Here is a 12,234-nt window from a genome sequence, read left to right on the forward strand (position 1 = left end):
TGCCTGTGGCCGGCGCCGATTCCCCACAGTCCGACCTGCACGCCGAGAAGGGAGTGCGATGATGCTCGCCGCGATTCTGGTGCTGGCCGTCGGCACCTACGCGTTCCGGCTCAGCGGGGTGCTGCTGCGTGACCGCCTGGAGCTCTCCGCCCCGCTGCAGCGAATGCTCCCGATGTCGGCCGCCGCCCTGCTGGCCGCGCTCGCCGGAACCGCCGCCCTGATGGCCGGCAGCGAGTTCGCCGGTTTCGCCCGCCCGACGGGAGTTCTCGTGGGCGCCTTGCTCGCCTGGCGAAAAGCCCCGTTCGTCCTGGTAGTCATCGTGGCCGCAGCGGTGACCGCCCTGCTCCGCCTCGCCGGCGTCGAGTAGCGCCGCCCCCTTCGTGATCTTGTGAGGTCCGCCGCGTACCCCGCCGAAACCTCACAAGATCCGCACTGCGAGAAGCGAATAGGGCGTTTGCCCAGTAATGGCTAGCGCGCTCTCGCCGTAGCGGACGCGGAACCGAGAAATCGCCCACGACGCGGACCCCGCCCTCCCAGGGGGAGCCCCCGCTGACAGTGTGGCGGGGGGTGGTGATCTCTGCTTGGTGGGCTGTGGACATCTCGCCGCTGTGGACAACCCCGGAAACACGGAATGCGGAGGCCGGCCGGCCTCCGCATTCCGTGAAAGAGCTTTCGTCAGACCGACGCGCCCAGTTCCACCTTCGGCTTGGGGATGCGCATGCGCCGGAAGGTCAGGCCGCGCATGATGCCGTAGAAGTAGAGTGAGCCCAGCTTCTGCGTCGTCTGCGGGAAACGGGCCTTGATCAGCTTCTTGATGCGCCGGGCGATGAAGATGCTGTCCACGAAGACGGCGAGGGCCAGGCCGGCCCACAGCAGGTTGCTGGCGAGCTGGACGGCCGGGATGGCGATCGACGAGCCGATCAGCACGATCACGGCGCCGCCGATGAAGTAGGAGCCGACGGTGCGGCGGGAGTCGACGAGGTCGCGGACGAGGGAACGCTCCGGGCCCCGGTCGCGGGCGAGCAGGTAGCGCTCGTCGCCGTTGCGCATGCCCTCGTTGGCTTCGAGGCGCTCGGCCTTCTGCCGCTCGCGGAGCTGCTTGTAGGCCTCTTTGCGGCTGGCCGGAGCGGGGTCCTGCACGCGGCGGCCCTGGGCGGTCCGTTTCGGCGTGACGACGCCCAGCTCCTTCTTGCTGGGCGTGTAGCCCTTGGGGCGCGCCACGTCGGGCTCCTCCGGGGTTACCGAGGAGGTGGCGTCGGCGACGAGGTCGTTTGACTTGCGGCGAAACAGCGGGGACACGTCAGCAGCGTAGCCAAACGGCGCGGTGTGTCACACACCGCGCCGTTGATCGTGACTAAATTGCCGGTCAGGGCCGCTCGACGTGAGCGCCGAGGGCGGACAGCTTGGCTTCGAAGTCCTCGTAGCCGCGCTTGATCAGGTTGACGCCGTAGACCCGTGAGGTGCCTTCGGCGGCCAGTGCCGCGATGAGGTGCGCGAAACCGGCACGCAGGTCGGGGATGACCAGGTCGGCGGCGTGCAGCTTGGACGGGCCGGCGATGACCGCGGAGTGCATGAAGTTGCGGCGGCCGAACCGGCACGGGGTGCCGCCGAGGCAGTCCCGGTAGACCTGGATGGTGGCGCCCATCGAGTTCAGCGCGTCGGTGTAGCCGAGCCGCTGCTCGTACACCGTCTCGTGCATGATCGAGATGCCGCGGGCCTGGGTGAGCGCGACGACGAGCGGCTGCTGCCAGTCGGTCATGAAGCCGGGGTGCACGTCGGTCTCGAGCGCGACGGCTTTGAGCTCGCCGCCGGGGTGCCAGAACTTGATGCCGCCCTCGGCGCCGGAGACGCCCTCGCGGGCCACCCGGTCGTCGGTGATCTTCAGCTCGCCGCCGATGTTCCGGAAGACGTTCAGGAACGTCATCATGTCGGCCTGGCGGGCTCCGACGACCTCGATCTCGCCGCGGGTGGCGAGCGCGGCCGCGGCCCAGCTGGCGGCCTCGATCCGGTCCGGGATCGGCTTGTGCTCGTAGCCGTACAGTCGCGGCACGCCCTGGATCTCGATGACCCGGTCGGTGTGCACCGTGATGATCGCGCCCATCTTCTGCAGGATGCAGATCAGGTCGATGATCTCCGGCTCGATCGCCGCGTTGCGCAGCTCGGTGACGCCTTCCGCGCGGACGGCGGTGAGCAGCACCTGCTCGGTCGCGCCGACGCTCGGGTAGGGCAGCTCCAGCTTGGCGCCGTGCAGACCGTTGGGGGCGCTCAGGTGCATGCCCTCGGGGGTCTTGTCGACGACCGCGCCGAACTCGCGCAGCGCCTGGATGTGGAAGTCGATCGGGCGGGGGCCGATGTGGCAGCCGCCCAGGTCCGGGATGAACGCGTGACCGAGGCGGTGCAGCAGCGGCCCGCACAGCAGGATCGGGATCCGGCTGGAGCCCGCGTGGACGTTGATCTCGTCCGTGCTGGCGCTCTCCACGTTCGTGGGGTCCATCACCAGCTCGCCGTCCTCGGCGCCGGCGGAGACCTTGACGCCGTGCAGCTCGAGCAGCCCGCTGACCACCTCGACGTCGCGGATCCGCGGGACGTCGTAGAGGCGGCTCGGTGATTCACCGAGAAGCGCGGCCACCATGGCCTTGGAGACGAGATTCTTGGCGCCACGGACCCGGATCTGCCCCTGCAGCGGCGTACCGCCGTGCACGATCAGGACATCGTCGGTCAACGTAACCTCCAGCCGGTGGGCGCGTGGGCGCGCCCGGAGTCGAGTAGGCAGAGCGCGGGCGGGGGTACCCGATTCTGCAACCGGGGAAGCATAGCGCTGAGTGACAACCACGGCAGCCGTGGCGAGGCGTGAAACGCCGTTAAATGCTGTTGACTAAGGCGGCCTTAAAGAATCCCCCGAAGGGATGGATTCGTACGGCTACCCAGCGTCACGGTAGGGCGAGCATCTGGTCAAGGGCGACCCTGGCCTCGTGGGCGGTCTTCTCATCCACGGTGATGACGTTCGGCACCCGTCCGGCCACCAGTTCCTCCAGCGTCCACACCAGGTGGGGGAGGTCGATGCGGTTCATCGTCGAGCAGTAGCAGACCGTTCGGTCGAGGAACATGATCTGCTTGTCCGGGTGGGCGAGCGCGAGCCGGCGGACCAGATTGAGCTCGGTGCCCACCGCCCACGCCGAACCGGCCGGCGCCGCATCCAGGGCCTTGATGATGTACTCGGTCGAACCGACGAAGTCGGCGGCCCGGACCACGTCGTGCCGGCACTCCGGGTGGACCAGCACGTTGACGCCGGGGACCCGCTCGCGCACCTCGCGGACGCTGTCGAGGGTGAACCGGCCGTGCACCGAGCAGTGCCCGCGCCACAGGATCATCCGTGCGTTGATCAGCTGCTCGTCGGTCAGCCCGCCCTGGGGCTTGTGCGGGTCGTAGAGGACACAGTCGTCCAGGTCGAAACCCATCTCCAGCACGGCGGTGTTGCGGCCGAGGTGCTGGTCGGGGAGGAAGAACACCTTCGAGCCCTGCTCGAACGACCAGGTCAAGGCCCGCTTGGCGTTGGACGAGGTGCAGACCACGCCCTTGTTGCGGCCGACGAAACCCTTGATGTCGGCGGACGAGTTCATGTACGTCACGGGGACGATCTGGTCGGTGATGCCGAGATCCTGGAAGTGCTCCCAGGCCGTCTCGACCTGGCCCAGCACGGCCATGTCGGCCATCGAGCAACCGGCCGCGAGGTCGGGCAGGATCACCTTCTGCTCGGGCTTGGTCAGGATGTCCGCGCTCTCGGCCATGAAGTGCACACCGCAGAACACGATGAACTCCGCGTCCGGCCGGGCCGCCGCCTGCTGGGCGAGCTTGAACGAGTCACCCGTGACGTCGGCGAACTGGATCACCTCGTCGCGCTGGTAGTGGTGGCCGAGGACGAACACCCGGTCACCGAGGGCCGCCTTCGCCGCGGTGGCGCGGGCCACCAGGTCGGGGTCGCTGGGAGCGGGGAGATCACCGGGGCAGTCCACGCCGCGCTCGCTGGCGGGGTCGGTGCCCTTGCCGAGCAGGAGCAGGGTCAGCGGGGTGTCCGAGGGTTCGGTCCAGGTCGACGTCACGCCAGCCATGTTCGCACAGGGTGTGAGACGGTAGCTGCGCCATCGGGAGTGTGCTGCCACACTCGCGGGGTGCGCGTACTGATCTGTCCGGACAAGTTCGCCGGCACCCTCTCCGCTCCCGAAGTCGCCCAGGCCGTCGCGGACGGCTGGACCACCCCCGGCGACGTCCTCGTCCAGCGCCCGCTCGCCGACGGCGGTCCCGGTTTCGTGGAAGTGCTCGCCACCGCCCTCGGCGGGCGGCGCGTCCCGGTCGACACGGTCGACCCGCTGGGCCGCCCGGCGCGCGGCGAGATCCTGTACGCGGACGGCGTCGCGTACGTGGAGAGCGCCCAGGCGTGCGGCCTGCACCTGCTCACCGTCGAGGAGCGTGATCCGAGGACCACCACCTCGTACGGCCTGGGCCTGCTTCTGGCCGCCGCCGCGGAGACCGGCGCCGCCGAGATCGTGGTGGGCCTCGGCGGCTCGGCGGTCAACGACGCGGGCGCCGGAATGCTCGCCGCGCTCGGCGCCGCCCCGCTGGACGAGACGGGCATGGCCCTGCCGTACGGCGGCGCGGCCCTGATCGCCGCGGCGTCGCTGGGCGGTGTCCCGAGCCTGCGGCAGGCCCGTCTGGTCGCCGCGACCGACGTGGACAACCCGCTGACCGGCCTGCACGGCGCCAGCAACGTCTTCGGCCCGCAGAAGGGCGCCTCCCGGGAGGACGTGCTGCTGCTGGACGCGGCGCTGGAGCACTTCGCCGGGGTGCTGGAGAAGGCGTTCGGCGTCACGGATCTGGCGCGGCAGCCGGGCGGGGGAGCGGCCGGTGGGATCGGCGCGGCCCTGATCGCGCTGGGCGGCCGGGTCACCTCCGGCATCAATCTGGTCACGAACCTGATCGGGCTGGACCGTGAGCTCGACGCCGCCGACCTGGTGATCACCGGGGAGGGCTCCTTCGACCACCAGTCGCTGCGCGGCAAGGTGGTGGCGGGGATCGCGGCGGGCGCCCGCGATCGTGGTTTGCCCTGTGTGGTGCTGGCGGGACGCAACGAGACCGGCCAGCGGGAGGCGGCGGCCGCCGGGGTGACCGAGACCCACACTCTCGTGGAGCATTTCGGCGACGTGGAGACGGCCCTCGCCGAACCCGCGCGCGGCCTGCGGGAACTGGCCGGCCGGCTCGCCGGCCAGTGGAGCAGGTGATCTGTTCGTCGGCGAGATTGGGAATCCCGGGGAATGGGTTAGCGTTGGCTGGTACGGCACATGACCGCACCTGGCAGGGAGATACCTAGTGACCACTGAAGCGCACACCGAGTCGACCGAGGCGACCGCCCCGACCGGCGTCATCCTCACCGACGTCGCCGCGGTGAAGGTCAAGGCCCTGATCGAGCAGGAGGGGCGCGACGACCTGCGCCTGCGCATCGCCGTACAGCCCGGTGGCTGCTCCGGCCTGCGCTACCAGCTGTTCTTCGACGAGCGCTCGCTCGACGGCGACGTGGTCGCCGACTTCGACGGCGTCGAGGTCGTGGTGGACCGGATGAGCGCTCCCTATCTGGCGGGCGCGACCATCGACTTCGCCGACCGGATCGACGCTCAGGGCTTCACCATCGACAACCCGAACGCGCAGAACTCCTGCGCCTGTGGCGACTCGTTCCACTGAGCCGACAGCAACCCCGGAACAGGCCGTCCCGTTAACGGGGCGGCCTGTTCCGCGTAACCGACCGGTAGTCTCAAGCCGTAACGACCCTGTTTCCCCGACCCCGAGGGCCGAAATGAAGATCGCCGTCACCGGCTCGATCGCCACCGACCACCTGATGCACTTCCCCGGCCGTTTCGCCGAGCAGCTCATCGCGGACCAGCTGCACAAGGTCTCGCTGTCCTTCCTCGTCGACGACCTGGTGGTCCGGCGTGGCGGCATCGCCCCGAACATCGCGTTCGGGATGGGCAAGCTGGGTCTGCGGCCGATCCTGGTGGGTGCGGTCGGCGCCGACTTCGCCGACTACCGGTCGTGGCTGGAGCGGCACGGGGTGGACTGCGGGTCGGTGCACATCAGCGACACGGCGCACACCGCCCGGTTCGTCTGCACCACCGACGACGACCTGAACCAGATCGCCTCGTTCTACGCCGGCGCGATGGCGGAGGCTCGCAACATCGAGCTGTCCCCGGTGGTCGAGCGGGCCGGCGGCATCGACCTGGTGCTGATCAGCGCGAACGATCCGGCCGCGATGATCCGCCATTCGGAGGAGTGCCGGATGCGGGGCTACAAGTTCGCCGCGGACCCGTCGCAGCAGCTGGCCCGGATCGACGGCTCGGACGTGCTGACCCTGATCCGGGGCGCTGAGTTCCTGCTCTGCAACGAGTACGAGCGGTCCCTGCTGGAGAGCAAGTCCGGCCTGACCGGCGACCAGATCCTCGACGAGGTGCGGTTCCGGGTCACCACGCTGGGCAAGGACGGCGTGGAGATCACCGGCAAGGGGATCGAGCGGATCCACGTGCCGGTCGTCCCGGGCGTGATCGGCGAGGATCCGACCGGGGTCGGCGACGGTTTCCGGGCCGGCTTCTTCTCCGGCATCTCCTGGGGTCTCGGCCTGGAGCGGTCCGCCCAGGTGGGCTCGCTGGTGGCGGCCCTGGTGCTGGAGACGGTCGGCACCCAGGAGTACGACATCAAGGTGTCCGACTTCACCAAGCGCTTCGCCGCGGCGTACGGGGACGAGGCGGCTGCCGAGATCACGCCCTTCCTGCCGGCCTGAGGCGTAGACCTTCAGTCATGGTTCTAGCGGTTTTCGCCGGTCTTCCCGGCGTCGGTAAGAGCACCCTGGCCGCCGCGGTCGCAGCCGAGCTGCCCGCGGCGGTCCTCGCCGTCGACACCGTCGACTTCACCCTGCAGCGGTACGGGGTGCATGAGCCGCGGCCCGGGTTCGCCGCCTACGGCGTGGTGGCCGCGCTCGCCGAGCAGCAGCTCGACATCGGCCATCACGTGATCATCGACGCGGTCAACCCGGTCAAGGCGGCCCGGCAGTTGTGGACCGATCTGGCCGACCGGCTGGCGGTGCCGCTGCGGGTGGTCGAGGTGGTCTGCGGTGACGAGGCGGAGCACCGCCGCCGGGTCGAGGAGCGGTTCAAGGTCCGTGGTCACGACGGCGTCCCGGACTGGGTGCGCGTCCTGGAGCGTCAGGCGGAGTACGAGCCGTACCTCGGCCCGCGCCTGGTCGTCGACACGTTCCTGGCCAAGGACCCGGTGCCGTCGGTGGTGGAGTACCTCACATAGTCCTGCGCACGTCGAAGACGTGGCCGTCGGCCGCGACGAACTCCTGGCCCTTCATCCGGCACCAGGCGGGGATGTCGTTGGCCGCGGCCGGGTCGTCGGCGAGCACCCGCACGGTCTCGCCGACCGCCACGCCCGGCATCGCCTTCGCCAGCCGGATGATCGGAATCGGGCATCGCAGCCCCAGGCAGTCGAGGGTGATCAGAACCCGGCCTCCGTCCGGATGCCGGCCACCACGTCCGGCAGCACCGCGAGGAACCGCTCCACGTCCGCCTCGGTGGTGTCCCGGTGCAGCGACACCCGCACGTTGCCGTGACTGAGCACACCCATCGCCTCCAGCACGTGACTGGGCCGCAGCGTCGACGACGTGCACGAGGAGCCCGACGACACCGCGAACCCGTGCCGGTCCAGGGCGTGCAGCAGCGCCTCCCCGTCCACGTACAGGCAGCTGAACGTCACCAGATGCGGCAACCGGTCCACCGGGTCGCCGACGATCTCCACGTCCGGCACGGTCGCCGCGACCCGGTCCCGGATGCGGTCCACCAGGGCGCTCAGCCGGACCGCCTCGGTCGGTGCCTCGCTCACGGCGGCCCGCAGCGACGCGGCGGCGGCGATCACCTGCGGCAGGCCCAGCGCGCCCGGCGGGCCGGGGCGATAAAGATCATCCTGGGGGTACGGGGAGAGCCAGCGCACACCTTTGCGGACCACCAGGACGCCCACGCCGGGCGGGCCGCCCCATTTGTGTGCGCTCGCGCTCAGCATCGACCAGCCGGGCGGGACCGCGGCCCGGCCGACGGTCTGCGCCGCGTCCACGAACAGCGGCACGCCCGCCTCCGCGCACCGTTCCGCGGCGGCGGCCACCGGCTGCACCGTGCCGACCTCGTGACTGGCGCTGATCAGGCTCGCCAGGGCCACTCCGGGACGGCGTACCGCCGCCGCCCAGGCGTCCAGGTCCAGCCGGCCGAGCCGGTCCACGCCGACCTCGACGGGCTCCGCGGTGCGGGCGGCGTGCAGGACCGCCGAATGCTCGACCGCCGAGTGGACCAGGCCGCGACCGGCCCGTCTCCGCCCGCCGAGACCCCCGAGGACCGCCGCCTGCGCCGCTGAGGTGCCCGACGGCCAGAAGGTCACCTCGTCCGGTCGTACCCCCAGAAGCTCGGCGACGACCCCGATCGCCGCATCGCGCAACTGTTGCGCCCGCCGTCCCGCCGCATAGAGCCGGGAGGGGTCCGCCCAGCCGTCGGCGAGCGACGCGAGCAGGGCCTCCCGGGCCACCGGATGCAGCGGCGCGGCGGTCGCCGCGTCCAGGTAAGCGGGCGCCCCGGCCGGATCGCCTGTGTAATCCACACAGGGAACGGTATCGTCCGGATATCCGGATCTTTCGCCGGACAGCCCGTCCGGGTGGGTCGCTCGCCCCCCGGTGGCGGGCGGCCGGGGCCAGGTCGAGTAGTGTGCGACCGTCGGTGAGCCTTGCCGCCAGAAGTCCGGTTTCGGCAGGCGGCGCTGCTAAGGAGGCAGAAGCAGGTGGGCGCAAGGAGTTCGGCCACACGGCCGCGGGCAGTAGGCCGGGCGGCCGGGCTGGGTCTCGGCGGCGCGACGCTGCTGACACTTCTCTCGGGCTGCTCGGTCGAGGATCTGGGCAAGAGGTTCGGGCACTTCGGGTGGCCGAGCCGGGGCATCACCCTGCAAGCCCATGAGATGTACGACCTGTGGATCGCGTCGACGGTCGCCGCTCTGGTGGTCGGTTTCGGCGTGTGGGGTCTGATCTTCTGGTGTGTGATCCGGTACCGCAAGCGCGGCGAGGACCTGCCCGTGCAGACCCGGTTCAACATGCCGATGGAGATCCTCTACACGGTCACGCCGGTCCTCATCGTCGCGGTGCTCTTCTACTACACCGCGATCGTGCAGACCAACGTCGACAAGCTGTCCAAGAACCCGGACAACGTCGTCGAGGTCGTCGCGTTCAAGTGGAACTGGCAGTTCAACTACCGCAACGGCATGGGTGAGGGCCCGGAGAAGACGATCGCGTCGACGGTCGGCTCGTCCGACGTCATCCCGATCCTGGTCCTGCCGGTCGGCGAGACCATCCGGTTCGAGGAGACCAGCCGGGACGTCATCCACTCGTTCTGGGTGCCGGAGATGCTGTTCAAGCGGGACGTGTTCCCGGGCAACGTGCGCAACGTCTTCGAGGTCACCCTCGACAAGACCGGCCGGTACGTCGGCCGCTGCGCCGAGCTGTGCGGCACCTACCACGCGTTCATGAACTTCGAGCTGGTCGCCGTGACCCCGGAGAACTTCGACAAGTACCTCGCGGCGCGGCAGGCCGGCCAGTCGACGCAGCAGGCGCTGACCGCGATCGGCGAGGAGCCGTACGCGACGAAGACGTCTCCGTTCAACACCCGGCGCCAGGCGCACACCTGGAACCAGGGCGAGACCGCGGCCGCGGGGAAGTAGGGCTGACGTGAGGACCGAATACAAGATCTTCGCCGCGGTTGCCGTGTTCCTCTTCGGCGCGGCCACCGTCTACGGCCTGTACACGCACAACACCGGCAACATCTCCGGCACCGACCACGGGTACGAGGGCGGCGTGGAGTGGGTCGGCGTGGTCGCGCTGATCCTTTCCGGACTGCTGTGCACGATGTGCGCCGGCTTCTTCTGGTTCGTCGCCCGGCGTATCGACCTGCGCCCGGAGGACCGTGAGGACGGCGAGATCGCCGAGGGCGCCGGCGAGGTCGGCTTCTTCAGCCCGGGCAGCTACTGGCCGTTCGGGATCGCGCTGGCCGCCGCCGTCGCCGGCATCGGCCTGGTGTTCTGGATGTGGTGGCTGCTGGCCTTCGGCCTGGTCTGCGTCATCGTCTCGTCCTGCGGCCTGCTGTTCGAGTACTACTCGGGCACCCGGCACCCGGAAGCGCACCTGTAGGTCTTCGGCAACGCGAAAAGCCCGCCTCCTCACCCGGGGAGGCGGGCTTTTTCGCGTCGTGGTCAGGCAGCGCTGCGCTGGTGCGGGGCTATGCCCTTGCCGGGTTTCCAGAGGTGCACGACGATCGGGGCGACCACCTCGGCGGCGCCACAGCGGGTGCAGACCAGCTCGGGGCAGTCGTCGTGGCCGTCCTCGCACGGTGGCACCTCGAAGAGCATGTCGCCGTCGCAGATGACGCAGCGGAGTTCGCGTTCCTGCACGGATCTCTCCTTCGCGGTTCGCTGGCATGCCCGGGCGGTCGGCTGGCGCGCGTTCGCCGCCGGGCGCCCGTTGGCATCACCAAAGTTACCCGAATGTCATTCAGACGTTGTCACGCAAAAGGGGTGATCTCGGGTATTGCCAACGGCGTGTTGAGTGAGTTTGCGGTCACTCCGCGGCTTTGGCCGCCTGCGCCGCCGCCACCCAGCGATCCAGCTGAGCGGTCGTGGCGCCGGAGTCGATCGCCTCGGCGGCCCGCTTGATCCCGGCGCGCAGCGTCTCGTGGAAGTCGCCCGGAAAGCCGGCCCGCGCCGCGAACGCGGCCGCCGCGTTGAGCACCACGGCGTCCCGCACCGGGCCCTGCTCGCCGGCGAACGTCCGGCGCGCCACGTCGGCGTTGAACGCCACGTCACCGCCCCGCAGATCCTCCGGCCGGCTCCGGGGCAGGCCCAGGTCCACGGCATCCACCAGCAGCTCCTCCACCTTGCCGTCACGGGCCAGCCAGACCCGGGTGGGCGCCGCGGTGGTGAACTCGTCCAGGCCGTCCTCGCCGCGGACCACCAGCGCCGAGTCGCCGCGCCGGGCGAACACCTCGGCCATCACCGGCGCCATCCGCGGGTCGAAACAGCCGACCGCCGCCGCGGTCGGCCGGGCCGGGTTGGTCAGCGGGCCGAGCACGTTGAAGAACGTCGGCACGCCCAGCTCCCGCCGGGGGACCGAGGCGTGCCGCATGCCCGGGTGGTACCGCGCGGCGAAGCAGAAACCGATGCCGGCCTCCGCCACCGTCCGGGCCACCCCGGCCGGGCCCAGATCCAGCGGCAGACCGAAGTGCTCCAGCAGGTCGGCGGTGCCGGTGGTGGAGGACGCCGACCGGTTGCCGTGTTTGACCACCGTCACGCCCGCGGAGGCGGTCACGATCGCGGCCATGGTGGAGATGTTCACCGTGTTGGCCCGGTCGCCGCCGGTGCCGACCACGTCGACCGCGCTGGTGCGGGTCTCCTCCGGGAGCGCGACCAGGGTGGCGCTGGCGATCATCGCCTCCACCAGGCCGGCCAGCTCGGCCGGCGTCTCACCCTTGGCCCGCAGCGCGATCGCGAAACCGGCGATCTGCACCGGCGTCGCGTTGCCGGCCATGATCTCGCCCATCGCCCAGGCGGTGTCCGCGGCGGCGAGCTCCTCGCCTCGCAACAGCGCGCTGGTCAGATTGGGCCAGGTGCGTGCGCCCATCGCGGGGCCTCCCGGGGTGTGGGGTCGTCAGGTCAGCGGGCGACGGTGCCCTGGGTTCCGAGCGGGATCGCGCCGTCCCGGCGGGCACGGAGCAGCCCGGCCAGGGTCTGCCCGGTGGTCACCGGGTCCAGCGGCGCGATCATGGTGGCGTCGACCTGGGCGTACGCCGCGAGCCAGCGGTCCGCGGCCCGGGCGATCACGACACAGGTGGGAGGGGGCGTCAGGTACTCGTCCTTGACCTGCCGGGCGATGCCGATGCCGCCGGCCGGAGTGGCCTCGCCGTCGAGCACCATCAGATCGATCTCGTACTCGTCGAGCAGGCGGCGGCACTCCTCCCAGGTGGAGGCCTCAGCGAACTCGACAGTGAGATCAGCCGCGGGACGCGGGCCGATGGCGAGCCGGAACCGGTCCCGCACGGCGGCGTCGTCGCTGTAGAGCAGAACGGTGTACTCGCTCATCTTGTGCCCCACCTCACGTCTCAGGTCCCGCCG

The 12,234-nt window shown here is 70.5% G+C and carries 15 protein-coding genes; 7 read left to right on the forward strand and 8 right to left on the reverse strand.

Annotation, left to right across the window (positions count from 1 at the left end; all coding sequences use genetic code 11):
- The first annotated feature begins 58 nt into the window (after nucleotides 1-58).
- Nucleotides 59-367, forward strand: coding sequence for an AzlD domain-containing protein (locus tag Aut01nite_RS21455; protein WP_043525488.1), 309 nt, complete (start codon nucleotides 59-61; stop codon nucleotides 365-367).
- Between the two features lie 308 nt (nucleotides 368-675).
- On the opposite strand, the gene Aut01nite_RS21460 is transcribed toward Aut01nite_RS21455, so the two are convergent.
- The 3 genes from Aut01nite_RS21460 to nadA all read right to left on the reverse strand — a co-directional run bounded on the left by Aut01nite_RS21460 (nucleotide 676) and on the right by nadA (nucleotide 4,100).
- Complete coding sequence (locus Aut01nite_RS21460; RefSeq protein ID WP_043525489.1) at nucleotides 676-1,299, reverse strand: DUF3043 domain-containing protein; 624 nt, start codon at nucleotides 1,297-1,299, stop codon at nucleotides 676-678.
- A gap of 67 nt (nucleotides 1,300-1,366) precedes the next feature.
- Nucleotides 1,367-2,722 carry a UDP-N-acetylglucosamine 1-carboxyvinyltransferase gene (gene murA, locus Aut01nite_RS21465; RefSeq protein WP_043525490.1) on the reverse strand — a complete coding sequence of 452 codons (1,356 nt, stop codon included), beginning with the start codon at nucleotides 2,720-2,722 and terminating at the stop codon, nucleotides 1,367-1,369.
- A 208-nt stretch (nucleotides 2,723-2,930) separates the two neighbouring features.
- Nucleotides 2,931-4,100, reverse strand: a complete 1,170-nt coding sequence (gene nadA, locus Aut01nite_RS21470; protein WP_043525523.1) for a quinolinate synthase NadA — start codon at nucleotides 4,098-4,100, stop codon at nucleotides 2,931-2,933.
- A gap of 69 nt (nucleotides 4,101-4,169) precedes the next feature.
- Between nadA and Aut01nite_RS21475 the strand changes: the two genes are divergently transcribed.
- The 4 genes from Aut01nite_RS21475 (at nucleotide 4,170) to Aut01nite_RS21490 (ending at nucleotide 7,341) form a co-directional block, all read left to right on the forward strand.
- Nucleotides 4,170-5,276 (forward strand): glycerate kinase family protein, encoded by a 1,107-nt coding sequence (locus tag Aut01nite_RS21475; RefSeq protein ID WP_043525491.1) that lies wholly within the window; start codon nucleotides 4,170-4,172, stop codon nucleotides 5,274-5,276.
- Between the two features lie 88 nt (nucleotides 5,277-5,364).
- A complete protein-coding gene (gene erpA / locus Aut01nite_RS21480; protein WP_043525492.1) occupies nucleotides 5,365-5,733 on the forward strand; it encodes an iron-sulfur cluster insertion protein ErpA in 369 nt (122 codons plus the stop codon).
- A gap of 112 nt (nucleotides 5,734-5,845) precedes the next feature.
- Nucleotides 5,846-6,823, forward strand: coding sequence for a carbohydrate kinase family protein (locus Aut01nite_RS21485; RefSeq protein ID WP_043525494.1), 978 nt, complete (start codon nucleotides 5,846-5,848; stop codon nucleotides 6,821-6,823).
- 17 nt (nucleotides 6,824-6,840) lie between these two features.
- Nucleotides 6,841-7,341, forward strand: a complete 501-nt coding sequence (locus tag Aut01nite_RS21490) for a P-loop nucleotide/nucleoside kinase family protein (RefSeq protein ID WP_043525495.1) — start codon at nucleotides 6,841-6,843, stop codon at nucleotides 7,339-7,341.
- Here the strand turns inward: Aut01nite_RS21490 and Aut01nite_RS21495 are convergent.
- Entirely contained in the window at nucleotides 7,334-7,543 is a 210-nt protein-coding gene (locus Aut01nite_RS21495; protein WP_204037618.1) for a sulfurtransferase TusA family protein, read from the reverse strand. The two genes, Aut01nite_RS21490 and Aut01nite_RS21495, sit on opposite strands and share 8 nt — an antisense overlap.
- Complete coding sequence (locus tag Aut01nite_RS21500) at nucleotides 7,540-8,685, reverse strand: cysteine desulfurase family protein (RefSeq protein ID WP_043523898.1); 1,146 nt, start codon at nucleotides 8,683-8,685, stop codon at nucleotides 7,540-7,542. Before Aut01nite_RS21500 ends, Aut01nite_RS21495 begins: the two co-directional genes overlap by 4 nt.
- Before the next feature lie 177 nt (nucleotides 8,686-8,862).
- Between Aut01nite_RS21500 and ctaC the strand changes: the two genes are divergently transcribed.
- Entirely contained in the window at nucleotides 8,863-9,792 is a 930-nt protein-coding gene (gene ctaC, locus Aut01nite_RS21505; protein ID WP_052163463.1) for an aa3-type cytochrome oxidase subunit II, read from the forward strand.
- Nucleotides 9,793-9,799: 7 nt separating this feature from the next.
- Nucleotides 9,800-10,258 carry a cytochrome c oxidase subunit 4 gene (locus Aut01nite_RS21510; protein ID WP_043523897.1) on the forward strand — a complete coding sequence of 153 codons (459 nt, stop codon included), beginning with the start codon at nucleotides 9,800-9,802 and terminating at the stop codon, nucleotides 10,256-10,258.
- A 62-nt stretch (nucleotides 10,259-10,320) separates the two neighbouring features.
- Here Aut01nite_RS21510 and Aut01nite_RS21515 read toward each other — a convergent pair whose 3' ends face one another.
- The 3 genes from Aut01nite_RS21515 to Aut01nite_RS21525 all read right to left on the reverse strand — a co-directional run bounded on the left by Aut01nite_RS21515 (nucleotide 10,321) and on the right by Aut01nite_RS21525 (nucleotide 12,201).
- A complete protein-coding gene (locus tag Aut01nite_RS21515; RefSeq protein WP_043523896.1) occupies nucleotides 10,321-10,518 on the reverse strand; it encodes a hypothetical protein in 198 nt (65 codons plus the stop codon).
- 166 nt (nucleotides 10,519-10,684) lie between these two features.
- Nucleotides 10,685-11,743: an anthranilate phosphoribosyltransferase gene (trpD, locus tag Aut01nite_RS21520; protein ID WP_043523895.1), complete on the reverse strand. Its 1,059-nt coding sequence runs from the start codon at nucleotides 11,741-11,743 to the stop codon at nucleotides 10,685-10,687.
- Between the two features lie 32 nt (nucleotides 11,744-11,775).
- Nucleotides 11,776-12,201 carry a response regulator gene (locus Aut01nite_RS21525; protein WP_043523947.1) on the reverse strand — a complete coding sequence of 142 codons (426 nt, stop codon included), beginning with the start codon at nucleotides 12,199-12,201 and terminating at the stop codon, nucleotides 11,776-11,778.
- Between the last annotated feature and the right edge of the window lie 33 nt (nucleotides 12,202-12,234).

Source organism: Actinoplanes utahensis (assembly GCF_016862455.1).
Classification (GTDB): Bacteria; Actinomycetota; Actinomycetes; order Mycobacteriales; family Micromonosporaceae; genus Actinoplanes; species Actinoplanes utahensis.

Bases quoted from the DNA above. Each gene is read 5' to 3' on its own strand.
- Aut01nite_RS21455 (WP_043525488.1), top strand. From the start codon at position 59: ATGATGCTCGCCGCGATTCTGGTGCTGGCCGTCGGCACCTACGCGTTC.
- Aut01nite_RS21485 (WP_043525494.1), top strand. From the start codon at position 5,846: ATGAAGATCGCCGTCACCGGCTCGATCGCCACCGACCACCTGATGCAC.
- Aut01nite_RS21490 (WP_043525495.1), top strand. From the start codon at position 6,841: ATGGTTCTAGCGGTTTTCGCCGGTCTTCCCGGCGTCGGTAAGAGCACC.
- trpD (WP_043523895.1), bottom strand. From the start codon at position 11,743: ATGGGCGCACGCACCTGGCCCAATCTGACCAGCGCGCTGTTGCGAGGC.
- Aut01nite_RS21525 (WP_043523947.1), bottom strand. From the start codon at position 12,201: ATGAGCGAGTACACCGTTCTGCTCTACAGCGACGACGCCGCCGTGCGG.